Here is a 24,324-nt window from a genome sequence, read left to right as displayed (position 1 = left end):
ATCTATAGCTCGCATTGAATATATTTTTGCCAATCACAAAGGCAACCATGAACTACAAAGCGCTCGCCAAACGGGCTGCACGCGCACGCAAACACTCCCACTCACCGTATTCCCGATTCAAAGTAGGGGCAGCACTCCTCGCGGCAAATGGCAAAGTGTACACGGGTTGCAATATCGAAATCAGTACATTTGCGCTTACTCTTTGCGGTGAGCGTACCGCCCTTTTCAAAGCGTTCTCGGAAGGGGAACGCAAATTCACGGCTATCGCCGTAGCAACCGACGAACCCGATTTCACGCCGCCGTGTGGCGCATGCCGGCAAGTTATCGTGGATCTTGCCGGCGATATTGACTTCGTCATGAGCAGAAAGAACGGCGATATCAAGGTCCTCAAGATGAGCCAGCTGTTCCCCTACCCGTTCGGAGCACGGAGCTTCACAAAAGCGAAAAAGAAGACTTCATGAGCATTCCAACAATTCACGACTCACCGAAGGGCATCGGCTGGATTGAGGTGATAGTCGGCTGTATGTTCAGCGGCAAAACCGAAGAGTTGATTCGCAGGCTGCGTCGAGCGCAGATCGCAAAACAGAACGTCCTCGTCTTCAAACCGAAAATCGACAACAGGTACAGTTCAGACCACATTGTTTCTCATAGCGAGGCCAAACTCAAATCAATGGTGGTGGATGGTTCAGCTGATGTTGAGCAACTTGCAGCAGAAGCACAAGTTATCGGAATTGACGAAGGCCAGTTCTTTGATGTTGGATTGGTGGATGTAGCCGAGCGCTTGGCGAATAGGGGCAAACGCGTTGTCATTGCCGGCCTCGATCAGGATTATCGCGGGAAGCCCTTCGAGCCGATGCCTCAGTTGCTTTCTGTTGCCGAGTATATTACGAAAACGCTTGCCATCTGTGTCGTTTGCGGGAATCCCGCAGACAGGACGCAGCGAACAACTGCTTCAAGCGAGCGCGTTCTGGTCGGCGCTACCGATTCCTATGAGGCACGGTGCCGCAAGTGCTTCGTACCGGGCACCTGACCTTCATCTACACTACTCTGGAGCTCTTATGACTATCATGTCATTCCTTAACGGGGTATTTGGCCTTCTTGTTCTGGTTGGCATTGCCTTTCTCGTTTCAAATAACAAACGCCGGATCAATTGGCGGCTGGTTCTTTCGGGGTTCGTGCTCCAGATACTCTTTGCTGTGCTGATGCTGAAGGGCACGGAGCTTTCCGTCTATTTCTCTCCCCTCGGCTGGCCAAGACTCTTCTTTGAGTGGCTCAGCGTCGGTTTCGTGACGATCTTGGGCTTCACAACGGACGGGGCTAAGTTCGTTTTCGGCAACCTTGCCAGCAGTCCGGGTGCCCAGGACTCCCTCGGCTTCTTCTTCGCATTCCAAGTTCTCCCGACAATAATCTTCTTTGCCTCATTGATGTCACTCCTTTATTATTTAGGGATTATGCAGCGTATCGTTCAAGCGATGGCTTGGGTAATGGCTCGAGTTATGGGAACGAGCGGAGCGGAGTCACTGTCGGGCACCGCCAACATCTTCGTTGGTCAAACCGAGGCCCCGCTGATGATTCGCCCGTTCCTCAAAGGAATGACGAAATCCGAACTTCTCACGATTATGGTGGGAGGAATGTGCACCATAGCCGGAGGCGTTTTAGCCGCATACGTTCAAATGCTCGGGTATTCCTACGCCCAAGCTCATGGCCTTGAAGTTGCCGAGGGACAGGCAAAATTTGCAGCACAATTGCTTGCTGCCAGCATCATGGCCGCCCCGGCAGGACTTGCAATTTCCAAGATCCTGTTTCCTGAAACCAGTGATCCGGAAACAAAGGGTACTGTTAGAGTCAAGATCGAGAAGAATGCCTCAAACATGGTTGAGGCTGCCGCTGCCGGAGCATCGGACGGGCTGAAACTCGCTCTGAATGTCGGGGCTATGCTCCTCGCCTTCATAGCGCTCATTGCCCTCATTAACTATCTCCTGATGGGAATTGGCGATATGACCGGTCTCAACCAAACACTTCAGGAACATTACGGGCAGCCGCTTTCTCTCCAACTGCTCTTCGGCTTGATCCTTCGATTCCTTGCCGTTGCCATCGGTGTTCCCTGGCAGGATGCCCTGCAGGTTGGCTCACTTATCGGCACGAAGGTGGTACTGAATGAATTTGTTGGTTATCTCGACCTATCTTCAATGATAGCAGCAGGTAAGATCTATTCGGATAAAGCCATTATGATGGCAACTTTCGCCCTTTGCGGCTTTGCAAACTTCTCTTCCATTGCAATACAGATCGGCGGTATCAGTCCGTTAGCGCCTGAACGCCGCAAAGACCTCGCGTCACTCGGATTCCGAGCCGTATTGGGCGGAACGCTGGCAAACCTCATGACTGCCACGATTGCAGGAATGTTCTTTGCGTCATGACGAAAGCTCCGGTTGAACAGTCGGTTGCCTACATCCGGGAGCACATCGCTCTTGCTCCCGTAATCGGGATAATTCTTGGTTCCGGCTTGGGCGATTTTGCCGACGCACTCCCTGAACGCACGGTGATTTCCACATCTGCAATTCCCCATTATCCGATCTCAACAATTGAAGGACACAAGGGGAGACTCGTTTTTGCCGCCCTGAACAAGAAGCCGATTCTCGCATTTCAGGGAAGAACCCATTTCTACGAATCGCGAAGCCTCGAAACCGTCCTCTACCCTATCCGAGTAGCACATGCCTTGGGGATCAGAACATTGATTGTCACTAACGCCGCCGGCGGAATCAACAGGACGTACAATGCAGGCGATTTGATGATTCTGACCGATCAGATCAATCTGACATTAAAGCCATGGAGCCCGCCGCATTCTGCTTCGTACAAAGGCGTGGGCGGCTCTGTCTATTCCTCGAATCTCATTCGCAAGGCGGAAGAGGCGGCATCTGCAAACGGAATTTCTGTCCGGAAAGGAGTGTACGCCGGTCTGAAAGGACCAACGTATGAAACGGCCGCCGAAGTCGAGATGCTTTCCCGAATCGGCGCCGACGCTGTGGGGATGTCAACGGTGTTTGAAGCTTCCTTGGCTTCTTCGATGGGGATGGAGGTTCTCGGCATCTCGTGCATCACGAATCTTGCAACGGGCATAGGCACGTCGAAACTTTCGCACGCCGAAGTGACGGAAGTGGGGAATCGTGTGAAGAAGGTGTTCTCGACGCTTGTTGCAGCAACTATCGATCGTATCTGACCCTGTACCCTCCCTCTTTGCTATCCCTCAGAATCTCGCCTCAAGCGACAGAAGGTACGTACGCGGAGGCATCATATTCCCGATCAGTTCAACGTAGTTTCGCTGGAAGGCGTTCTTCACGTTCAGGGTGGCAATGAGGAGAGCGTTGCCGAAAGAGACATCGGCACTGAGCCGGAAATCCGCTACGAGGATATCAGTCCGCTCATCGCCATCAGGAACAATTCCCGTTTCAACAAGCTCATTGTCAATCCGGTCTGCCCGGCTGACAAAGCGGAAATCGCCGCCGAGGGTCAACCAGTCAAAACGCATCATCGCGTTTGTATACAACAGATGTCTTGGCCGGTACTTGAGAACATCCTTCTTCGTTCTGTCCTCGGGATAGACGTACGTATATCCGAGCGAGTAGATGAGGTTATCCTCGAAGAATCCCAACTTCAGGGCCGTCTCAACGCCCTGTACTCTCGCCGATGTCACATTCCGCCATTGAACATTGAGGTTTTGTTCAGCGATGATTAGTCCGGGCTCTATCAGGTTCTCGTAATCAGATCGGAACGCTGCCACATCAATTGACCCACGGTCGAACAACTCATGCGTAATCCCCACTTCGTATGACGTACTTCTCTCCGGTTTCAGGTCTGTGTTCGGCACTCCCCGCACGAAGCCCCCTCCGGCTGCGATGAATGCTTCCGCCACCGATGGAACCCTGAATCCCCGTCCGAATGAAGCTCGTAGCGAGGTTCCCTCCGCCACAGTATACACTATTGCAGACTTCGGATTGAATTGCAGACTCCGCTCGGTGAGGCCAACAGATTGCAAGTCAAACCGGGCCCCGAGGGTCAGACTTACCATCTCGGACATCGCTATCTCATCTTGGGCATACAATGCAAGTCCGCCGATTGTTCTGCTTTCAAACATCGCACCGCCAATCACGTCGAGATTGCCGTCAATTCCTGCTGTCACCGTATGATGGTCGCCAAGCGTGACCCGGGCGGAGATTTCGGCTCTCATACCGTCGGATTTCGATTCGGTTCGCTCCGCATCTCCCATCTGTTGAAACCCCCAGAGGTTGTGTGCCCACATTGCCTTGGCTGTGATGAGCAGATTGTCGGAAAGTATCGTATTGAATAGACCGCTTACATAATACCGGGTTGATTTCAGATTGTCTGTTTGATTTCTGAGTGGTGGAATAAGCGCCGAGTCAAGGCTGCGCCAAAAAAGGAACTGGCCGCTGAATTGATGCAGGAAGCCGGCATTCAGTGTTAAGGAACTCGACGGGGTGAGTTCATGCCGGGCCTTCAGAAACACGTTGTAGCGGCGGCGGGAGTCATTCTCCCGATACCCGTCATCAAGCTGACGCGAGACGAAGGCTGACATTCCAAAATCCCCGAAGCGTTGCGACATTCCGGCGGATTGGCCGTGAAGATAGCGCTTCGTATCAGACCACTTCCACTGCTCGAATGTCGGCCTGTTGTACAGTCCACCGTACATCCGTATGTATGTCTCGGAAATTGACGTGATTGGCTTCGTTATGACGTTGATAACTCCGCCTAACGCATTCGAACCGTACAGCGCCGAGCTTGCCCCCTTGACAACCTCAATCCTGTCAACGTGACCGGCAGGAATCGCTTCAAAAATCAACTCGCCCGTGTCGCCGGCGATAAAGGGAATTCCATCAAGCAACATCAAGACACGACTTCCGGCACCAAGACTGTATCCGCTTGAGCCGCGGATGTTGATCTGGGGGCCTGTCATGTTCACGCCGGGGACATATCTCAGGGCTTCATCAAGAGAAACGGCGTTTCGATAGCTGATCTGTGTTGCATCGAGAACCGAGATACTCACCGGAACATCCTGCAGGGATTGTTCGCGCTTGCTTGCCGTGACTACGACCTGCCCGGCCTGGACCGGGGTTTCCTTCATGCGAACCTGCACGAACGCCTCCTCCCCCTCAACCACATCGACTTTCGTGGTAACTCTCTGAAAGCCAATCATGGAGAACCCAACAGTATACGTGCCGGGCGAAATGTCACCAATGCGAAATTCCCCGTATGCATCAGTAACAGTTCCCTTGTTCGTTCCCATCATCCTGACGTTTACGCCCGCAAGCGGCTCATCACTCTTCTCAACCATCACACGACCAGCAAGAGAGCTGGCGGCGACACATTCATATGCCGTGGAGAGAAAGAGAAGCAGAACAAGAAGTCTCATCGCCACGGTCTCGGAGGAGGATTGTTGAAGTCGACATCGATGTCAATATTTGGGGCAATGCGGTGGAGCAATACCCTCAGCGGCGCGGGCTCGAACGAGCCGGGGCGAACCGCATAAACACCGGCGGGCCGCCAGTCCGTGAACACGTTCGGGCCGTACTGTTGAGCAAGGATAATGTACACGTAGTTTCGTAGCTGAAGATTGAGACCGTTCTTTGTCGTGAACTCGTATTCGATGCTGTCAACAAATGTCGGGAGCCGCCGTTCAAGTTCAGGATAGACGGCAGCGGTTCCTGCCAGGAGTGCCGGTATGATGCCCGAACTGTCGGTCGGGTAAGATTCAAATGCGACGATGCGCAACTCGCGAACACTATCGGGAGAAGGCCAATTCTTGAACCTGACAACTCCCCGAAAACCGGACGGCTCATTGAGAGGCGTCAGGCCTGTATCACAACTCGAAAGAAAGGTTAAGAATACAGCTAGTATTACCAGAAACCGATGACTCATACTGGAAGTTCTTGTTCGTGTTCCGCATCAGAAAAAAGGGGAATCCCGCCTTGTACTGCAAGAATTCCCCCTTTGATATTCTCATCGAATATAAACAACGATGGAAGGTATTACAAGATGGTATTCACGGAATGACGGTGGGAACGATCGTCACCCTGTCGGGGGATACAATTGGTAGAGCATGAGATAAATGGCGACACCTGTGGCTGAGACATACAACCATATCGGAAGGGTCCAGCGAGCGATTTGTTTGTGCTTGTCGAATCGTTCACGCAGGGCTTTCACCAAGGTCACAATCGCAAGCGGCGGAACCACCATTGCGAGAATAGTATGGGAAATGAGGATGGCGAAATAAATCATTCTTACAGTCCCCTGCTCCGTGAATCTGACCGAACCGACATTATAGTGGTAGATGAGATATGAAGCCAGAAACAACCCCGACGTTGTGAGCGCGGCAATCATTGCCCTTTTGTGCAGCGTTTTCTTCCTTCTCCGGATGTAGTAATAGCCGAGAACGAGAAACACCGTACTGGTCGTGTTCAAAAGCGCATTGACAAGAGGAAGATCAGTTAACGCCATCAGATCCTATCAATCACCATAAACGCGAGAAGGACCGGAAGGTAAACCAGAGAGGCGAAGAACATCTTTCGTGCCGCCTTGTTCGATTTTGTCTTCAGAAGCTCAATGCCGAAGTACAAAAATACCCCGCCGGTCACCAAGGCTCCTGCAAAATAAACGATACCCAACCCGCCATAGAGCGTGAGCATCAGCGACACAGGTATCAAGCCGACACAGAACAGAAGAATCTGGCGGCTTGTTTGCTTCCCTTCAGCATCCAGTACCGTAAGCATCGGGTACCCGGCACGCTCATAGTCCTTGCGGTACATCCAAGCCAGCGAGAAAAAATGCGGCATCTGCCAGAAGAACAGAATGCCGAACAGAATCCACGCTTCAATCGTAATTTCATTGCGTGCTGCAGCCCAGCCGATCATTGGAGGAAGCGCCCCCGGAATCCCTCCCACGATTGTCGAAACCCACGAAATCCGTTTCAGGGGCGTGTACAGAAACAGATATGTTACAAGAGTAACAATTGCAAGAAATCCGCTTAGCGGGTTTGCAAAAACCGTCAACTCAACGACACCTGCAATCGAAAGAAGGCTGCCGAACAGGACGACTTCCGTCGGGCTCAGCCTTCCGGACGGGAGTGGACGATTCTCCGTCCGCCGCATCATAGCGTCATACTCCCGCTCAATATACTGATTCAGAGCGCCCGCTCCCCCACCGACAAGTAACGTCCCGAACAGTGTGTGCAGCAGTGTTCCAATCGGAAGGGAACCGGCAACTCCGAGATAGAAGCCTCCCAACGCTGTCACGACTGAAAGGAATGTCAATTCCGGTTTCGTCAGTGTGATGTAATCGGCAACCTTCGATCGCTCGATTGCGATTGTTCCATTGTTCTCGATATTCGATCTCATGCTATTGACGCCTCCCTGCTTGTGCGCAGCCCGGAGGGAGAATACGCCGGCTGAACGACCTTCTCTTTACCTCTCAACAGCCCGTACGAATAGAATGCGAGAGCTACACTTGTCCCCAACAGTAATGCTCCTACGGCAACATGTGCAGTCGAAATGTGAACGCCTTTTCCTGTCCAGACTGTCAATGCACCCAGGAGAAATTGAACAAGAACGAGCAGACCCTGAATGATTGCAGGCTCCCTCATTAGCGGCAACTTGTAATTTCTCAAAACGTGAACCACATTTGCAATCACAACAACCATAACAACAAGCGCCCATGCACGGTGGGCAAAGTGAATCCAGATTTGTCCCAATTCAATCGGGGGGAGATCGTAATAGATGAGTCTGTACTCGTTTACAGAGGCGAGATCATCCGTGTTTGTCGGCGGAAGCCAATGTGTGTAGGATAACGGAAAATCCGGGATTGCCATGCCCGACCCCGAATGGCGCATGATACCACCCAGGATAAGTTGAACAAGAATGGCAGCTGCTGCCAAGACTGTCAGCATGCGTGTCCGACTTGTATCCCCGTGGTCAACGCGTTCTTGTTGTTTCCATGAGGGGGAAGTGACAATGGCAAGTATTACTGTGAGGCAGAAGAAAGATTGTGCAAGAGTTGCGTGCGTTGTTGAAATCCAAACCGGAAGAAGATAAAGAACCGTCATCCCGCCAAGAATTCCCTGCACGATTACGGCAAGCAGCGCGATAAAGCCGAGCACCACCACCCATTTTCTCTCTTCCTTTCGAGCCAACCAAACGGCAAGAACTGTGGTGAGAAGCCCAACGAATGTTGCTATCATGCGATGGCCGTGTTCATAGAAAATGCCTCCGACCATCGGAGGCATGAGTTGCCCGTAGGACAGCGGCCAATCGGGAACCGCAAGGCCCGAATCGGTACTTGTTACCAATCCGCCTGCTATGATGAGCAGAAATGTGGATACAGAAGTAAAAAGGGCAAATCTATGAAGCCCGATATGTGATGTCATAGAACTATTCAAGATATGCGGCTTCCTCTTCCAGCCAGGCCTCGAACTGCTCGGGGGTATTCAACACCAGTGTTCCTCGCATGCGATAGTGGCCGAGTCCGCACAATTGTGCGCAGGCAATCTCGACAGGCGTATCTTGCGACGCCTCGATGGACGATATTCCGGCCTCTTTCAACTTTGCAATAGCGTCTTCATTAAGAAGTTCGCCTTTTGCGAGGATGGGCGTACCGTCGCCTGCATTGTAATCAGTGGTTGCTACTAATGTACTCAAATTTTCCGGAAGATGCCCCCCTGTGAGTGAGTAATTCTTCTTCAACTGATCCCGGATCTCATCAAGAGTCATTGTCGCCATGAACGTGATCGGTATGGCCTGGCCCGGAATTGCGTCCTGTTTCACCCTCAACAGAGGCAGCGCAAAACTGTGAATGACATCTTTGCTCGTCAGATAGACCAGAATAGGCTTCCCGACGGGGATGTGCATGTTGTTGATAGTCGCAATATCATCCCTTGCGTCGGGATCGTCCCGATCCAACCCCAACGGATTGTCGGCAGTGACCAGTGAGATATCGCGCCTGCCAAACACCCCGTCTTTCCCCGGATAGTGAATGTTCCAGGCAAATTGCTCGGCAACAACATGAACCACAAGTGCCTCCTTCTCGTCCGGGTAGTTGAGCCATACGTTCGACCACACCGGAATCGCAAAACCCACCAGCAACACCCCTTCAAACAACGCGACTGCTACCTCAATGTAGCTTGATGTGTGACTCTTCACCCCGACATAATCTGCCTTCGGGTTTCTTGCTCTGCGGAATCGAACGAGCGAATATGCAAAGAATCCTCCCCACCCAACAAAAAGGACAAGCATCAGCCAGTGAATGATGACAATCATCTCGTCGATCGTGTGTCCGTGCGATGAAGCATCGATGGGCAAGCCTAACAAGTCGTGCATAGTGATAGATTCTCCGTGTTAGAAAGTAGTTTCACATCTGCCAACGCAAACGTGACTCCGTCAGTTCAGCCTGTCGCTGAACCGGCGGTTAAGTTCAATCGCCCGCTTTCGCAAATAGAGAAAGAGAGCGCTCAATCCCACAAGCACCGTTCCCGTGATACCCAGCAAACTCAGGATCGCCCACTTCATTCCTTGCACTTCTGATGAAGAAGGATCGCCATAGCAAGTGGGACACGCCAATGATATATCCTGTAACAAGTGAACGGCAGCTATGGTGCAACCGGTCAACAGTGATGTTCTTCTCATAACATGCTCACATGTTTGAGCCTTTTCATGAACCGGATTCCGTACACAACAAGCCCGGATGCAACAACGACAGAGGCAATACCCGCCACCAATTGCAGAGTGTTCCCCCCAGTTGCAAACCCGTTAATCAACCATAGCGCGAATCCGAATGCCAGCAAGGCGGAAACGCCGATGAAGATAATATGAAATGCTTTCAGTGACATTAGTGGAATATCCTCGTGCTGTCTTGGTCCGAGAAAATTGGGAGGAACATCAACAGAATGAAAAAGAAGGCGGTTAAGGCCAGCGTCCAGTAAATGGCTTTCCGTTCGGAAACGAGATGCATGAAGTACATAGCAACCAGAGAGGCCTTTACTGTTGCAACGATGAGTGCAACGGTGATTGCTGCCGCTACGCTCAGATGCAGGTACGAGATTGCCACCGTTATGACAGTCAACCCCATCAAGGCAACAAAGACAAGAATGTACGTGCGAACGGTTTTCTTTACATCATCTGCATGAGCCGTGTCCATGACATCACTCCTATAAGAGATATAAAACGGGGAACAAGAAAATCCAGACCAAATCAACGAAATGCCAATACAAACCGGCAATCTCTACACGATTCGTAAATCGCTGGGGATCGGTTTTCCACATTTTGCTGCCGGGACCCCAGAGGTATGCATTCACGATCACACCCCCGACGATGTGTAAACCATGCAGGGCCGTCACGGTGAAGTAGATGGCAAGAAATGTATTCGTGCTGGGATACAAATGGTGTTCGAACTTCGCGCTGTACTCGAAGTACTTCACGACGAGAAAAACGAGCGCAAGAAGAATCGTCAGACCCATATACATCTTGTATTTGTCGAACTTCTTCATCATCAACGACGCCCACGCCATTACCATTGTCACGCTGGATGAAATAAGAACAACAGTATTCAGCGTGGCAAGAGGTACATTGAGGATTTCGTAGCCATGAGGCCACGATACAGCATTGACACGCAACAAAATGTATGTAGAGAACAATGCGCCGAACAACATCACTTCGGAAGCAAGAAAGAGCCAGATGCCGAGTTTTGCGTTGTAAAGTCCGGTATCCGGACGGGCGGTTGAGGTATAGGGTATGTTCATGGTTACGCCGTCCTTTCGTGCTGGGGAATGAAGTCACGGTCTGCTCCGGGCACACTGTACTCGTATGGCGGGCGATGCACATCAGGCACGCGTTCGAAGTTGCCGTGTGCCAATGGCGGCGAGGTGGTTGCAGCCATGTCGAGAGTCGTCGCATCCCAGGGATTGTTGGCAGCCTTCTTTCCCTTCTTCGCGCTCAGGAAGAAATTGATAATGAAGGGAATCTGTGCAAGCCCAAGCAGCCACGCGGAAACCGACATGACTTCGTTCCATTGAAGGACACTCTGCGCGTGAGCATATTGTTCGCCACCATCATAAAGACGGCGCGAGACACCGGCAAGTCCCTGAATAAACATCGGCATGAACACGCCATTCAGAAAGATGAACGAACCCCAGAAATGGAGTTTCCCCAGCATATCATTCATCATTCTTCCCGTAACTTTCGGATACCAATAGTAGATGCCGGCAAACAACGCCATCAACGTTCCCGGGGCCACGACATAATGAAAATGCCCGATAACGTAGTACGTATCGTGCAAGTGAATGTCGGGCGGTGCCAATCCCAACGGCAAGCCCGTCAACCCTCCGATGCCGAACATGGGAAGGAATGCCAAGGCAAAGAGCATCGGGGTTGTAAACCGAATCGAGCCGCCCCATAAAGACAGGAAAAATGCGGTGAGGATGATGATTGATGGGATCGAGATGATCATCGTCGTCGTTTGGAAAAACGCACTAATAGTTGTTCCCATTCCTGTCATGAACATATGATGCGCCCATACAACGAACGACATGAAGCCGAGAAAGATGGCAGCATACACCATCGATTTGTATCCCCAAAGCGGCTTGCGTGTGTTGTTTGCAATGATCTCAGCAACAATTCCCATGGCGGGGAGAATGAGCACATAGACTTCAGGATGCGCAAGAAACCAGAAGAGATGTTGCCAGAGCAACGGACTTCCGCCTCCCGTGTACGGCAGCGCAATACCACTGACGACAAGCCCGCTCGGCATGAAGAAGCTCGTTCCCGCAACCCGATCCATCAACTGAAGAATCCCTGCTGCCTCAAGCGGAGGAAATGCGAGAAGCAGCAAGAACGACGTCACAAACTGGGCCCACACGAAAAACGGCAAACGCATAAACGTAAGTCCATGCGTCCGCAACTGGATAATCGTGACGATGAAGTTCACCGAACCAAGCAGTGATGACGTGATCAGAAATATCATTCCGATGAGCCATACCGTCTGGCCCGTTGTTGCGATGACGGCAAGCGGTGCATAGGAGGTCCACCCAGAATTTGCCGCCCCGCCGGGAAGGAAGAAACTCACTAACATCGTTACGCCGCCCATGAAATACACCCAGTAGCTCATCATATTCAACTTCGGGAATGCCATGTCAATGGCCCCGATTTGCAACGGCATGACGTAGTTACCGAAAGCACCGACGGCAAGCGGCACAACCCCCAAGAACACCATGATGGTTCCGTGCATTGCACCAAGCTGATTATAGAATTCAGGCAGCATAATCCCGTCCGGAGCCCGATCAGCACCGAGCAACAGCCCGATCCACGGAATCGGCTCGCCGGGATACGCGAGCTGCCAGCGCATCACCATCATTAACATAAAACCGAAGAACAGGAACAACAGACTTGTTATCCCGTACTGAATTCCAATGACTTTGTGATCAGTGGAAAACACGTATTTGCGAATGAAACTCACCTCATGATGATGTTCCTCATGATGAACATCTGCATGGGTACCTACCCCGACACCTTCAGCTTGCTTCTGTGAATTGTGTTTTGAGGTCTCGTCAGCCAAGACGGAGTCTCCTTTCAGTTAATGATGTTGGCCATGCACGGTCGCGGTTTCACAACCAGACATGATCATGGGAGGTAATCTGTTATTTTGCTGTAAACTTGAAATCAGCCGTCACTTTTCCTGCGGCATCAACTTTCACTTTAGCTGTTTGTGTACCATATTTTTCGTGCCACGCTTCAATCGTATAGTCGCCTGCGGGTACCTTGCCCAGCGTGAACGAGCCATCATTGCCCGTCACCGCATAGAACGGATGATTGAACACGCCGATGAATGCGCCCATCCATGTATGCACCTCACATTTGACCTTGAAGACTTCGGGCTTCTCAAATTTTCTCGTGAGTTTCATTCCCTTCTTGGGCTGGGCAACATTGAACTGCGGATTTTCCTTCGAGAGGGAGTGTACGTTATGCAGAGTCGGATCGCTGTTCGTCACTTCAAGCTCCTGGCCGGTTTGGATTCCAACGACGTGAGGAATGTAAATACAACCCAATTGATCCAAGGTCACCTTTGCCGCCTGAGGGGGAAATTTTCTGTTGCCCAATCCGTCCTTTACATAGACGAGTACGTTCCTGAGCGTGTTGTTGTCGTTCACTACTACTTCTTCGCTTCGCTGAGGTGTTTTGTGCGCAACCTTGCATACTTTGTCTGCGTCCATGCGCAGAGCCGCAGGTTTTGGTGCAGCACCCTCAAACATCACTTTACCTGTCACATCCCCGGCAACAGCGCTTGCGGCAACAAAGGCAGAAATCACCAGCACGTTCCTGAATACGTTCATCTCTTCTCCTTCTGATTATTGTTAGTTGATTGATAGTTGTATGCGAAGTCATTTGGATACGACTGTCGTTCTGACCGGCCGGGCAAGCGTCAACACATAATCACGGATTGCCTCCATCTGTTTTCTGGCGTCGCCCTCCAGAACATCCGGCAGCGGCGATTCGCCGTCAGGGAAGAATGTCGGCATGCGGGTGCCCGGCTGTATCTTGCCGGGATCGGCAAGCCACTCGACAATCCACTCAGGCTTGAGCCGGTCGCGGGAAAGTGCAAGATTCGGGGCCAGATCGGATGTCGACACTTCGCCGGAACCTCGACGGAATGGACCCGACGGATGGCAATTCAGACATTGAAAATCGGTGAAGATTTCCTTCCCGATTCGAAGACGTTGCGGATCAAGCGGAAACGCCCGGTAGTCACGCAACTCGAACTCCTGATTGCTCAAGCCGAGAAAGTACTTCTGCAGCTTGTTAATCTCATCTTCTGAAAGTTGGAATGTCGGCATCCTTGTGGGTACCCACGGCCTGACAGAGTTCTGCCCGACAGGCGATGGACTCTTCAAAAAGTCGTGAAGCCACTGTTCCTGTACTTTGGCGCCCTCGCCCGTAATGATTGGCGGATGAAATGCTGTTTCCTCGATAGTTGCCGCAAGGTACGAACCGTGATCTTCCAGCATGTGGCATTGCTGGCAATTGTACAGCATGGCCAAACGACGACCCGACTCGATATTCTGCTGCTTCTTGTCAAATGCCCTGACATATTTCTTGTCCGGCTCATCCTTCGTAAGCGAAAGCAGATACATGCGAAGCGTTATCACCTCCTCATCGGAGAATGAAAAGATCGGCATTTTCTGCACAATCCTGTCCGTGGCAAACGCACGGGCATTCTTCAATTTATTGTATACCCAATCATGCCATGTGTGTTTGACTTTCGTGTCGCCGAAGTCAATTTCGTCAACCTTCTTGCGACCGAAGTTCGAGAGGGAAACGGAAACTCTCCCCTCTTTCTCGAATCCCGGTATCAAATGACAGCCGTTGCAGCCATACTCACGAATAAGACTTTCGCCCTTCCGGATTGTTGTTGACGATGTAAGATCAAGAGTCTCCGGTGAAATCTCGCGTTCGTCTTTCAACGTCATGAGATATGCAACGACATCCCTGGCCTCTGCATCAGTAAGCCGAAGACTCGGCATCTTCGTCGTCGGATTGAAATGCTTCGGATTTCGTATCCAATCATACATCCAATCGGGACTCACTTTGCTACCGACACGCGTTAACTCGGGCGCTATGTCATAGCTTGTTCCGCGGGCTTCCCGTACCGCGGTCATCTCCCCGACAACGTGGCAACTCTGACACCCGACTGTCTCAAACGTCTCTTTCCCGCGCTGGATATTGCCGCCACTGTATGCACCCCTGGGAGACGCAAATGCAAACTGGTAGCGTTGCGAGACATCCATCAAATACGCTGTCACAGCTTCGGCTTCCGTTTCGCTGAACTTGAAATCCGGCATACGCGTGTGCGGGTTGTATGCCTTCGGATTCTTTACCCACTCGTACACCCACGTGGGCGAAGTCTTGTACGAGAGCCCGGTCAGTTGCGGGCCGATTTTCGGAACGTCGGTATACCCTTTGATTTCGTGACAACCATGACAACCCGACTCTATCATCAGCCGTTTCGCATTGGTGAATGTTGGTGCATGACGAAGTATGCTCTCGTTGTCGTGACATTCGTTGCACGATGCCCAAACATCCTTGCCTTTGAGAAGCGGATTCTCCCAATAATGATCATCCTCGCCATGCGCCATTCCCGCCGTGAGTGCAGCTCCCTGCCCCCGATGACACGGCGTGCAGCCGTATACTTCAGGATTGTGCGAAGCAAGGAGTTCCGGCAAGGGATGCTTCCTGAACGGCTGCGGAACTTCCTCCATCAATTCTTCATTCCAGCCGAGATGACATGATTGACAACGATCGACTCGCGCTTTCGGATCGTTGAAAGGATTCCGGTCGTAGTCCAGCATCATGACTTGCCGGATTTGAATTGGTGCCGATGCGAGCCGCGCCTGCTTCGTCTCCCATTTCTCAACCGTCTTCAGAATGTTTGCAACGGCATTTTGAGCCGTTCTGACGTTTGCACGGTACTCGTTCAGGATTACCTGCAGCGAATCTTTTGTTGCCTGATGAAGGTTCATTTTCTCCTGATGCTCCGCCATCAGGGCCTCTTCCTTGTCAAGCCGTGCTTTGAGGCCGAGATTTTCCTTCCCTTCTTGGATGGATTTCTTCCAGAAATAGTATGCCTCGTCGCCACGACTTTTGGCGAATTGATATTCTCTGGTTTCGTCTATGAGCGCTTCGGTTGCATCCTCGAATTCCTTCATCGTTGCAAGATACCGGTCGCTGCGAAGCGAGTCCTGGGCGTCGTTCAGTTGTTTGCGTGCTTCATCCAGAGAAAATGAATCAATCTCGCTTGCCGCGTATTCGATCTGCTGCTTCACGAGCGTGTCTGCCATCGTGCGGTATTCCTTCTGGTAGTCCTTCCACGGGCGGCGTGTTGCTACTTCATCCACAACTGCCCACATTGTTCCCAGAAACAGCAATCCGGACAACACCAGGTAGTACGTACTGTAGTTGCGTTGCTCTATCGGAATCTTTGCACGTTGTTCAAACAAGAAGAGCCTCCTTGTAGTGGTTTCAACTGTCAGATGTTGAAAAATGGCGTGACGAGAATATATTTGACATTCAGCGTTAGGCGAAGAATGATCTTGACGGGAACCGCCATCATAGTCATGAACAGAAAAGCCGTAATGCTGTACCGGACCAATCCCAGCTTCTGGATGACAGCAGTGTTTTTCTTCCACAGATAGTACACGACGGCAATCAAGTACCAGCCAAGAATCACGACACTGCCGAAGAGCATTGCAGCAGGATTGAGCGAATCATCCACAAGCCGTGTGGGAATGCCGAACAACTCGGTAAAATCGATGTTCGTCAGTGCAACAACACGATGGGTATCCCAATACTCCCACGGCCAGAACAAATTCCATCCCGGTCCCCGGAAAAATGTTCCGAGAACAATCAAGGCAACCCACAGCAACAGAAACCCAAAGCAGAAGGTGAGAATGGCAAACTTGCGTTCTTTATATGTATAGTAGCCATTCCCCTTGGGATTGATGTCGATATACGGGATTGCGGCAAGGCCGATGATAATGAACGTGGGAATCAGAACGCCGGCAATCCACGGATCGAAATAGACGAGGATTTCCTGCAACCCCAGAAAATACCATGGCGCTTTTGATGGATTCGGAGTCAGCGCGGGGTTGGCCGGTTCCTCAAGGGGCGCATCAAGCAAGAACGACCAGAAGGTCAGAATCACCATCACAACCAAAGCGCCGAGAAATTCCACCTTCACGAGATACGGCCATACCTGAACCTTATCTGCTTGCTTTGCTTCTTCCGAAATCTCCTGACGGTCGTTCGTTGCCGCCTTTTTCCATGCCAGCCACGCGTAGAACAGTGTCATCACCAACATCAGAATGATGGGGAGATTGTCGGGCTTGCTGATAATTTTGAGAAGATGTTCCATGCTCTTTCAGTCAGATTAGAGGAGATTAGAATTTCTTGGATGTAACATCGGGTCCCGAAATGCCGCCGTCCTTCCGGATTCTCCAGAAATGAACAATCATCAGAATGCCGCCTACAAGCGGAAGGAAAATGCAATGCAATACATAGAAGCGGAGCAGCGTGGGGGGGCCAACCTGCGTTCCCCCTAACAACACAAAGCGAACGTCATTGTCGATCTTCATTCCCAACTCCGGACCGAACGGGCCTTCGTGCCCCAGCAATGGAGTTGCCCGGGCCATGTTTGTGCCCACCGTAACAGCCCAAATGGCAAGCTGATCCCACGGCAACAGGTAGCCTGTAAAACTGAGGAATAACGTAAGTGTGAGAAGGATGACCCCGATTACCCAATTGAACTGCCGGGGAGGTTTGTACGAACCGGTGAGAAATACGCGGAACATGTGCAGCATAACGGTGATCACCATGGCATGTGCAGCCCAACGATGCATGTTCCGCATCAGGGGCCCGAAGGCGACGTCGTTCATCAGATACTTCATATCGTCGTACGCATATTCCGCCGCGGGGCGATAGTAGAACATCAGAATCACGCCGGTGATTGTGAGGACGATGAACAGAAGGAACGTAATCCCTCCCATCCCCCACGTGAATCCGATGTTTGTTGCATGACGCGAAATGCGAACAGGGTGAAGGTGGAGGAAGACATTATCCACGATCTGCAGTGCCCTGTTGCGTTGCGTGTCCTGATAGTTGTGGCGGAAAATGGACTTGTAAACATCCGTCTTCTCCCACTTTGACTTTAGCTGGTCGAGTATGCCAAGCATAAGAACCCTATCTGAATTCGAGTAACATCGTGATCGCTAACGGCCTATTTCAAAGATCGAACGTGGAACTAACCGTACTTCAAGAATGCGTCTGGTTTTGACCACTCCTGCTTTTCATAAAGGAACTTGATATTCCGATCGACGAGGATCTGTCCGTCATCTGCGAACGTGATTTTCAATCGCTCAAGCGGACGGGGTGTCGGACCTTCGAAGTTCACGCCATCCTTATGGTATCCGCTGCCGTGACAGGGACACTTGAACTTCGCCTCAGTAGCTGCCCACCGCGGCGTACATCCAAGATGTGTACAGATTGCAAGCAAGGCATAGAATCCGTCTACTTCTCTCACAATCCAAACCCTGAACTCATCCTTATACGTCTCGTTGACTTCCCCTATAATGTAGTCCTCGGGAAACCCGGCCTTGAATGCGGAAGGCGCTTCGTACAATACTCTCGGCACCATCAACCGAATCGCACCCACGGTTGCAGTGACAAGGAATCCAATGAATCCGAACCAGCCTGCAACGTTAAGGAAATTTTTGCGGCTCATCCGCCAAATACCTTGATCATTCTCCGGCGGTTTGTCTTGCTTCGGCTTGCGGACTTCCTGAGCAGGCTTTGCCGGCCGTGGTGCCGAAGTAGGAGCGGAAACCGGAGAAGTTGCCTGAGGTGCAGGTTGGGAAGTGGCAACCGGATCTGACTTTGGTGTCGTAGCCGGCGCCGGCACTTTCGGCGCCGTTCCGCCAACAGGTTTCGCCGACGCTATCGGGGGCAGGGATTTCGCTGTGCCGCCGACAGGCCTTGCCGACGCAATCGGCGGCAGGGTCTTCTTCGGCGGAGCAGGTTGATCCGAATTTTCCGACGTTCCTGATTTTACTTCATTCTCATCTGACATAGATCTTCCTCTGTGGAACACTGCTCGCAGTATTTCACTGGATGATGATGATGATGTTTGGTGATGAAACGTATCTGAAATGAATGTCGAACTGCTGTAACGCGCAGAAATGGGCGGGAACAAAAAAGAACGGAAAAACTCAGCATGAAAAAATGTAAAAGATCAGTTTGTTAACGAACGAGGAACCACACAGGAATGACGAATCCTTCTTTCAACTGCCCGAAGAACCCGACACCAATATAGTATTCCATTGAAATAAAGTCAACATAGAGTTATATTTCTCCCGCATGAAGCGGTCTTGCAAATGGCTGCTGTATCTTCTCTATTTCAACCACACATCTCGCGTAGACGAATTCCTGAATGGACTGGATCGATTACCGTCAACTTCCTCCTGCAACAGGAGGATTCTCTCAACTCTTCTTTGATTATCTGTACGATTTTGACGAGGTGAAACGCTTCTTCCCGTCGAATTTCCGCACAAATGATTCGTATGAGAACCTCGTGAGGACAGTGCAGGGCAAACAGTTGGACAGGCAAGCCCTCTCTCGTGTCCTGCTCGAACAAAATTCATCGTTCGGTTGCTCGCAGAAGACCCTTGACAACATCGAACTGTTGAAAAAACCAACAACCCTCGCCATTGTCACAGGACAACAGGTCGGGCTGTTCGGCGGGCCCTTATACACAGTGTTCAAGACTGTCACGGCGATTAAACTCGCCGAAAAACTCAAAGCAAAGTTCCCGAGCTTGGATTTTGTCCCCGCGTTTTGGATTGAGGGAGAAGACCATGATTTCGCGGAGATGAATCACACGTATCTCCTTGACTCGGACAACAAGCCCGTCCGAATTGAGTATCTGCATGGCGACGAAATGCCCGAACGGAATCTCGGTGCAATCGGCGAGTTGATGTTTGACGCATCTCTCGAAAAGACGTTGTCGTCATTGGGATCATCTCTTCAAAAAACAGAGTTTACGCCGGGACTTCTTGACTCGATCAGGGCAGCATATGCACCGGGTCGAACATTCAATCAGGCATTCGTTCGTTGGATGAATTTCCTGTTTGAAGATTACGGGATCGTTTTCCTTTCCCCAAATCATCCCGAACTGAAGAAGCTTGTCTCCCCGATCTTCGTGAAGGAAATCACCGAGTTTCCCAAAACGTCGCAACTGGTGATAGCTCAAAGCGCCGAATTGGAGGAACAGTACCACGCACAGGTCAAACCCAAATCCCTGAACCTCTTCATGTTTCACAAAGGCGGCCGCTACCTGATTCAACCGAGGGAAACCGAGAATGACTTCAGTTTGAAAGGAACCAGACACTTCATTCAGCCCGAAGAACTGCATCGCATCGCACGGGAAACACCCGAGTTGCTCAGCGCCAATGTCATTCTCCGCCCGATCATTCAGGATGTTCTTCTTCCTACGGTTGCGTATGTTGCCGGCCCGTCTGAAGTGGCCTACCATGCACAGATCAAACCTGTGTACGAGTTTTTCGATGTGGCACAGCCGATTGTGTATCCACGTGCAAGCGCTTCGTTTGTTGAGGAGCGGTTGCTGCGGGCAATGGAGAAGTACGGGCTGGATCTCCTTGAATTTCTGGAGGATACAGACAGGGTCACCGCAAAGGTTTCGGAACAAATCTCTTCCATTAAGCTCGAAGAGGTGTTTGGCAATGCGGGTTCAGGTGTCCGCAATGCACTGAATGAAATGAAATTCGGCTTGAAAGAGGTGGACCCCACGCTCATTGCAGCGCTCGAAAATGTTCAATCCAAAATTGAAGGCAGCATGAGCGGATTGAAAGAGAAGGCGATCGCGGCACAAAAGCGACGGAACGAGACTGCACTCAGGCAAATTGAACGTGCGGCAAACGGACTTCTGCCAAACGGCACCCTTCAGGAGCGGGAAATCAGCGTCCTGTATTATATGAACAAATACGGGCCTGAGCTTGTGAAGTGGATTTCCGCGGAGTTGGATATTTCAGCATTCAAACATCAGTTGCTGACTCTCTAAAAACACAAGAGGGCGTAGCGCCTGTTTGCGCCACGCCCCTCTCCCAAACAACTTCAACGCCACCTACTTCGTCCGGACGAACTCAATCCGCCGGTTCTTCTCGCGTCCGGCCTCGGTTGCATTCGAGGCAATCGGGTTTCTGGGTCCGAATCCCTTAGCAGTCAGCCTTGATGAAGCAATACCGCGGGCTTCCAGCCAGCCTTTGACAGCCTTCGCCCGTTCTCCTGACACGGCAATGTTTCTGTCGAGAGCCCCGCCATTATCGGTGAACCCGCGAATCTCCATCTCGATTTGAGGATTGAGGGTGAGGATTTCCAGAACCTTCTCCAATATTTGCTCGGCTGCGGGTGAAATTTGGGAACTCCATGGACCGAACTTCAGTTCGTCGAACACCAGCACCTCTCCGAGCGCTATCGGTGGCGGTGAAGCAGGTTTCGAAGCAGGGAAGTCATCTTTCGGATCCAGCGGGTTCGTGCCCCGCTTGATCTCCGTGCCGTCATCAACACCTCCACCATCAGTATCTGCCTTCGTAGGATCGGTTTTGAATGACACGATCTCATTGTAATCCGTAAGCCCGTCTCCATCAGTATCAGGCTTCAGCGGATCCGTTTCATACTGCAATACCTCTTCTCCGTCCGTAAGCCCGTCCTTATCAGTATCGGGCTTCAACGGATCTGTATTGCGTTTGTAGATTTCCTCCCAATCGCTGAGTCCGTCACGATCAGTATCAGGATGTAACGGGTCAGTCCCAAACCTGAAGACCTCGTCGCCATCTCTGAGCCCGTCACCATCGGTATCAGCATTGAGGGGATCCGTTTTGTACACCTTCACTTCCTGGCCATCGGAAAGCCCGTCTTGGTCCGAATCCGGATCATTCGGATCAGTGCCGATTTGTCGTTCTTCTCCGTCTGTAAGGCCGTCACCATCGGAGTCATCGTCTTCATTCGCGCCCAAATACAGCGTATATCCAATCTTCACGGTCGGATACGAATCTGAGCCCGTTGGAACATTATCGGTCGCTTTGTCGATTACCCTGAAACCGAAGTCGAACATCAGCGAGCCCTTCCGGTGAACAAAGGTCTCGAACCCGAAGCCGATGGGAACGAACGCGGCGCCGTGGCCTCCGTCCTCCTTCGGATAAGGCCAGCCGGCACCGTCTTTTCGGGTGTAGTGCATACCGCCAATTCCGAAATACAGATACGGCGATAACGTACCCGAGGAAAGCTGAAGCCACGCGGTGATGCTCGCGTGAAAGACATTCGCCTGAATCTGATCGATGGGTATCATGGTGGAAACGGGAAATTGCTTCGCTACGATTTTGTCGTAACCGAAGGCCAACCCTGCACTGAATGTCCTGGAGACGCCGTATCGTGAGAGAGCCTCTACACCGAAGCCAACCCGGCGGTCGTTCATGTCGTTCATCCAGATATTGGGTCCGACACGAAGCCCGACGGCGATTTTATTCTCGATGTTCTGGGCAACCCCCGCCTGCAGAAGAAGACAGGCCATCAATGCAAGCACATAGCGCGGAAGAATCACCTTCATCATACTCCCCTTGCGGTTGTTATGACTGAACCGGCTTTTCGTTTTCCTGGGTCATAAGAACTTTGCGACTGAGTTTCCATCGTCCCTGATCATCCTTGTCCGTGATCTTTACATCGAATTCATCGCCCACTTTCACAACATCGGATGGCTTGTTGACCCGCTTGATATCAAGCTGCGACACATGCACGAGTCCTTCCTTTCCGGGAAGGAATTCAACGAAGGCACCGAAATCCATCACCTTCGTCACACGTGCCCGGTAGATTTTTCCTACCTCGGGGGTTTCCGTGATTCTGCCGATGGCGTTCAACGCTTTATCGGCTGATTCCTTGGTTGTGGCGGCAACAACCACCGTTCCGTCGTCTTCGATGTTGATCTCAGCGCCGCTATCCTTTACAATTTGCCGGATGTTCTTTCCACCCGGACCAATCAGGGCACCAATCATATCAACCGGGATTTTCAGCGTCGTAAGTCGTGGTGCGTACGTCGAAAGGTCGGGACGCGGTTTGGCGATTGCTTCATTCATCTTGCCGAGAATGTGCATGCGTCCAGTCCGGGCTTGCCCAAGGGCTTTTTGCATGATTGCCAGCGAGATGCCGCGAATCTTGATATCCATTTGGAAGGCGGTTATCCCCTCGGCGGTTCCGGCAACTTTGAAGTCCATATCGCCGAGATGGTCCTCGTTGCCGAGAATATCGCTCAGAATCGCAGTTGTATCACCTTCTTTCACAAGGCCCATGGCAATGCCCGCAACCGGTTTTTTCAACGGAACACCGCCGTCCAGCAATGCAAGCGTTCCGGCGCATACAGTTGCCATTGATGACGAACCATTCGATTCGAGAATATCGGAAACGAGGCGGACTGTGTAGGGAAATTCATGTTCCTGCGGCATCAGAACTTTGAGCGAGCGTTCTGCAAGATTGCCGTGCCCGATTTCACGCCGGCCCGTCGTTCCCAATCTTCCGACTTCGCCCACCGAGAACGGCGGGAAATTGTAATGCAGCATGAAGCGTTTCGTCGAGTCAGGCAGGAGTCCGTCAATCACCTGCTCATCGAGTTTTGTGCCGAGCGTCAGCGTTGTGAGGCTCTGCGTTTCTCCACGTTGAAACAATGCAGAACCGTGCGTACGCGGAAGAACCCCCACTTCAATGGTAATCGGGCGGATATCCTCAAGGCCTCTTCCGTCGAGGCGTTTGCCTTTCTCGAGAATCATCTTCCTCATCTCAACATATTCCATATCATGCAAGATCCCGGAGATGGCCTTCTCCTGTTCGGGAAACTTCTCAGCAAGAGCGGTTTGTGTCTCTTCGTAGATTGCCTGAGTCCGGGCTGCACGTTCTTCCTTCAGCAGCGGCGTGTTAGCCAACTCGGTTATTCTGTTCCCGACGAGTTGCTGAACGGCAGCAAGCAATTCCGGATTTCCTTCGGTCGGCGGCGCTACGCGCTTCGCCGTGCCGACTTCCTTCAGAAGCGCGAGTTGAACATCGCAGAGGCTCTTGATATGTTCGTGGGCAAACTCCAGTGCAGCAAGCATATCCTGTTCGGAGATTTCCTGCGCCTCTCCCTCTACCATCAAGATCGAATCGCTTGTTCCCGCGACGATAACGTCCATGTCGCTTTTTTTCAGTTCGGTAAACGTCGGGTTAATCACAAACTGTCCGTCGATTCGTCCTACGCGTACTTCGCCAACAGGCCCTTCAAAGGGGATGTTGGAAATCGTAAGCGCGGCCGAGGCTGCTACTGCCCCGATCACGTCGCCGTCATGCTCCTGATCCGATGAATAGACTGTGACGATCACCTGGGTTTCGCACTTGTACCATTCGGGGAACATCGGCCGAATAGGCCGGTCGATAAGGCGGGCTGACAGGGTTTCCTTTTCGGTCGGACGTGCTTCACGCTTGAAGAATCCTCCCGGAATTTTTCCTGCCGATGCGGCCTTTTCGCGGTACTCGACCTGCAGCGGGAAGTAATCCAACCCTTCCTTGACCGTTCGTGCACCGACCACAGTGGCAAGTACCATGGTATCTCCGTGCCGTGCCATGACAGCACCATCTGCTTGCTTTGCAAACCGACCGGTCTCCAGTGAAAACGGCTTTCCGCCCAGGC

The 24,324-nt window shown here is 51.7% G+C and carries 22 protein-coding genes; 5 read left to right on the top strand and 17 right to left on the bottom strand.

The features are described 5' to 3' along the window. Positions 1 to 47: 47 nt before the first annotated feature. From cdd to KF749_16530, 4 genes are read left to right on the top strand one after another with little or no spacing between them, the layout of a single operon-like run. A complete protein-coding gene (gene cdd / locus KF749_16545; protein MBX2992762.1) occupies positions 48 to 461 on the top strand; it encodes a cytidine deaminase in 414 nt (137 codons plus the stop codon). Beyond that, positions 458 to 1,030, top strand: coding sequence for a thymidine kinase (locus tag KF749_16540; GenBank protein ID MBX2992761.1), 573 nt, complete (start codon positions 458 to 460; stop codon positions 1,028 to 1,030). The genes cdd and KF749_16540 overlap by 4 nt, the downstream gene beginning before the upstream one ends. Before the next feature lie 28 nt (positions 1,031 to 1,058). Continuing rightward, positions 1,059 to 2,417 (top strand): NupC/NupG family nucleoside CNT transporter, encoded by a 1,359-nt coding sequence (locus KF749_16535; protein ID MBX2992760.1) that lies wholly within the window; start codon positions 1,059 to 1,061, stop codon positions 2,415 to 2,417. Beyond that, the gene (locus KF749_16530) at positions 2,414 to 3,217 is read left to right on the top strand and encodes a purine-nucleoside phosphorylase (GenBank protein MBX2992759.1); all 804 of its coding nucleotides are present in this window, start codon (positions 2,414 to 2,416) and stop codon (positions 3,215 to 3,217) included. The genes KF749_16535 and KF749_16530 overlap by 4 nt, the downstream gene beginning before the upstream one ends. Before the next feature lie 27 nt (positions 3,218 to 3,244). On the opposite strand, the gene KF749_16525 is transcribed toward KF749_16530, so the two are convergent. The 15 genes from KF749_16525 to KF749_16455 form a co-directional block, all read right to left on the bottom strand. Beyond that, positions 3,245 to 5,425 carry a TonB-dependent receptor gene (locus tag KF749_16525; GenBank protein ID MBX2992758.1) on the bottom strand — a complete coding sequence of 727 codons (2,181 nt, stop codon included), beginning with the start codon at positions 5,423 to 5,425 and terminating at the stop codon, positions 3,245 to 3,247. Next, positions 5,422 to 5,931 (bottom strand): hypothetical protein, encoded by a 510-nt coding sequence (locus KF749_16520; GenBank protein MBX2992757.1) that lies wholly within the window; start codon positions 5,929 to 5,931, stop codon positions 5,422 to 5,424. Before KF749_16520 ends, KF749_16525 begins: the two co-directional genes overlap by 4 nt. Positions 5,932 to 6,081: 150 nt before the next feature. Continuing rightward, the gene (locus KF749_16515) at positions 6,082 to 6,513 is read right to left on the bottom strand and encodes a DUF420 domain-containing protein (protein ID MBX2992756.1); all 432 of its coding nucleotides are present in this window, start codon (positions 6,511 to 6,513) and stop codon (positions 6,082 to 6,084) included. Continuing rightward, the gene (gene cyoE / locus KF749_16510) at positions 6,510 to 7,406 is read right to left on the bottom strand and encodes a heme o synthase (protein ID MBX2992755.1); all 897 of its coding nucleotides are present in this window, start codon (positions 7,404 to 7,406) and stop codon (positions 6,510 to 6,512) included. The genes KF749_16515 and cyoE overlap by 4 nt, the downstream gene beginning before the upstream one ends. Next, positions 7,403 to 8,431, bottom strand: coding sequence for a heme A synthase (locus tag KF749_16505; protein ID MBX2992754.1), 1,029 nt, complete (start codon positions 8,429 to 8,431; stop codon positions 7,403 to 7,405). The genes cyoE and KF749_16505 overlap by 4 nt, the downstream gene beginning before the upstream one ends. A gap of 4 nt (positions 8,432 to 8,435) precedes the next feature. Then, positions 8,436 to 9,380: a cytochrome c oxidase subunit II gene (locus tag KF749_16500; GenBank protein ID MBX2992753.1), complete on the bottom strand. Its 945-nt coding sequence runs from the start codon at positions 9,378 to 9,380 to the stop codon at positions 8,436 to 8,438. 302 nt (positions 9,381 to 9,682) lie between these two features. Continuing rightward, a complete protein-coding gene (locus KF749_16495) occupies positions 9,683 to 9,889 on the bottom strand; it encodes a hypothetical protein (GenBank protein ID MBX2992752.1) in 207 nt (68 codons plus the stop codon). After that, entirely contained in the window at positions 9,889 to 10,197 is a 309-nt protein-coding gene (locus KF749_16490) for a cytochrome C oxidase subunit IV family protein (protein MBX2992751.1), read from the bottom strand. Before KF749_16490 ends, KF749_16495 begins: the two co-directional genes overlap by 1 nt. 10 nt (positions 10,198 to 10,207) lie before the next feature. Continuing rightward, complete coding sequence (locus KF749_16485; GenBank protein MBX2992750.1) at positions 10,208 to 10,798, bottom strand: cytochrome c oxidase subunit 3; 591 nt, start codon at positions 10,796 to 10,798, stop codon at positions 10,208 to 10,210. 2 nt (positions 10,799 to 10,800) lie between these two features. Then, positions 10,801 to 12,609, bottom strand: coding sequence for a cbb3-type cytochrome c oxidase subunit I (locus tag KF749_16480; protein MBX2992749.1), 1,809 nt, complete (start codon positions 12,607 to 12,609; stop codon positions 10,801 to 10,803). 82 nt (positions 12,610 to 12,691) lie between these two features. Beyond that, positions 12,692 to 13,384 (bottom strand): carboxypeptidase regulatory-like domain-containing protein, encoded by a 693-nt coding sequence (locus tag KF749_16475; GenBank protein ID MBX2992748.1) that lies wholly within the window; start codon positions 13,382 to 13,384, stop codon positions 12,692 to 12,694. A gap of 48 nt (positions 13,385 to 13,432) precedes the next feature. Then, positions 13,433 to 16,045, bottom strand: a complete 2,613-nt coding sequence (locus KF749_16470) for a c-type cytochrome (GenBank protein MBX2992747.1) — start codon at positions 16,043 to 16,045, stop codon at positions 13,433 to 13,435. A gap of 29 nt (positions 16,046 to 16,074) precedes the next feature. Then, complete coding sequence (locus KF749_16465; GenBank protein MBX2992746.1) at positions 16,075 to 16,959, bottom strand: cytochrome C; 885 nt, start codon at positions 16,957 to 16,959, stop codon at positions 16,075 to 16,077. A gap of 25 nt (positions 16,960 to 16,984) precedes the next feature. Further along, positions 16,985 to 17,776 carry a cytochrome b N-terminal domain-containing protein gene (locus KF749_16460; GenBank protein ID MBX2992745.1) on the bottom strand — a complete coding sequence of 264 codons (792 nt, stop codon included), beginning with the start codon at positions 17,774 to 17,776 and terminating at the stop codon, positions 16,985 to 16,987. 68 nt (positions 17,777 to 17,844) lie between these two features. Then, positions 17,845 to 18,324 carry a ubiquinol-cytochrome c reductase iron-sulfur subunit gene (locus KF749_16455; protein MBX2992744.1) on the bottom strand — a complete coding sequence of 160 codons (480 nt, stop codon included), beginning with the start codon at positions 18,322 to 18,324 and terminating at the stop codon, positions 17,845 to 17,847. 705 nt (positions 18,325 to 19,029) lie between these two features. Between KF749_16455 and bshC the strand changes: the two genes are divergently transcribed. Then, complete coding sequence (bshC, locus tag KF749_16450) at positions 19,030 to 20,676, top strand: bacillithiol biosynthesis cysteine-adding enzyme BshC (GenBank protein MBX2992743.1); 1,647 nt, start codon at positions 19,030 to 19,032, stop codon at positions 20,674 to 20,676. Between the two features lie 63 nt (positions 20,677 to 20,739). On the opposite strand, the gene KF749_16445 is transcribed toward bshC, so the two are convergent. Beyond that, positions 20,740 to 22,224: an OmpA family protein gene (locus KF749_16445; protein ID MBX2992742.1), complete on the bottom strand. Its 1,485-nt coding sequence runs from the start codon at positions 22,222 to 22,224 to the stop codon at positions 20,740 to 20,742. A 16-nt stretch (positions 22,225 to 22,240) separates the two neighbouring features. After that, positions 22,241 to 24,322, bottom strand: coding sequence for a polyribonucleotide nucleotidyltransferase (gene pnp / locus KF749_16440; protein MBX2992741.1), 2,082 nt, complete (start codon positions 24,320 to 24,322; stop codon positions 22,241 to 22,243). Between the last annotated feature and the right edge of the window lie 2 nt (positions 24,323 to 24,324).

This window comes from Bacteroidota bacterium (assembly GCA_019637975.1).
Taxonomy (GTDB): Bacteria; Bacteroidota; Ignavibacteria; order UBA10030; family UBA6906; genus CAADGV01.
This window is presented reverse-complemented; position numbering and strand designations above follow the sequence as displayed.

What these genes read in the sequence shown, in the direction of transcription:
- cdd (MBX2992762.1), top strand. Translation starts at nt 48, where the DNA reads ATGAACTACAAAGCGCTCGCCAAACGGGCTGCACGCGCACGCAAACAC.
- KF749_16540 (MBX2992761.1), top strand. Translation starts at nt 458, where the DNA reads ATGAGCATTCCAACAATTCACGACTCACCGAAGGGCATCGGCTGGATT.
- KF749_16535 (MBX2992760.1), top strand. Translation starts at nt 1,059, where the DNA reads ATGACTATCATGTCATTCCTTAACGGGGTATTTGGCCTTCTTGTTCTG.
- KF749_16530 (MBX2992759.1), top strand. Translation starts at nt 2,414, where the DNA reads ATGACGAAAGCTCCGGTTGAACAGTCGGTTGCCTACATCCGGGAGCAC.
- KF749_16525 (MBX2992758.1), bottom strand. Translation starts at nt 5,425, where the DNA reads ATGAGACTTCTTGTTCTGCTTCTCTTTCTCTCCACGGCATATGAATGT.
- KF749_16520 (MBX2992757.1), bottom strand. Translation starts at nt 5,931, where the DNA reads ATGAGTCATCGGTTTCTGGTAATACTAGCTGTATTCTTAACCTTTCTT.
- cyoE (MBX2992755.1), bottom strand. Translation starts at nt 7,406, where the DNA reads ATGAGATCGAATATCGAGAACAATGGAACAATCGCAATCGAGCGATCG.
- KF749_16505 (MBX2992754.1), bottom strand. Translation starts at nt 8,431, where the DNA reads ATGACATCACATATCGGGCTTCATAGATTTGCCCTTTTTACTTCTGTA.
- KF749_16500 (MBX2992753.1), bottom strand. Translation starts at nt 9,380, where the DNA reads ATGCACGACTTGTTAGGCTTGCCCATCGATGCTTCATCGCACGGACAC.
- KF749_16495 (MBX2992752.1), bottom strand. Translation starts at nt 9,889, where the DNA reads ATGTCACTGAAAGCATTTCATATTATCTTCATCGGCGTTTCCGCCTTG.
- KF749_16490 (MBX2992751.1), bottom strand. Translation starts at nt 10,197, where the DNA reads ATGGACACGGCTCATGCAGATGATGTAAAGAAAACCGTTCGCACGTAC.
- KF749_16485 (MBX2992750.1), bottom strand. Translation starts at nt 10,798, where the DNA reads ATGAACATACCCTATACCTCAACCGCCCGTCCGGATACCGGACTTTAC.
- KF749_16475 (MBX2992748.1), bottom strand. Translation starts at nt 13,384, where the DNA reads ATGAACGTATTCAGGAACGTGCTGGTGATTTCTGCCTTTGTTGCCGCA.
- KF749_16465 (MBX2992746.1), bottom strand. Translation starts at nt 16,959, where the DNA reads ATGGAACATCTTCTCAAAATTATCAGCAAGCCCGACAATCTCCCCATC.
- KF749_16460 (MBX2992745.1), bottom strand. Translation starts at nt 17,776, where the DNA reads ATGCTTGGCATACTCGACCAGCTAAAGTCAAAGTGGGAGAAGACGGAT.
- KF749_16455 (MBX2992744.1), bottom strand. Translation starts at nt 18,324, where the DNA reads ATGAGCCGCAAAAATTTCCTTAACGTTGCAGGCTGGTTCGGATTCATT.
- bshC (MBX2992743.1), top strand. Translation starts at nt 19,030, where the DNA reads ATGGACTGGATCGATTACCGTCAACTTCCTCCTGCAACAGGAGGATTC.
- KF749_16445 (MBX2992742.1), bottom strand. Translation starts at nt 22,224, where the DNA reads ATGATGAAGGTGATTCTTCCGCGCTATGTGCTTGCATTGATGGCCTGT.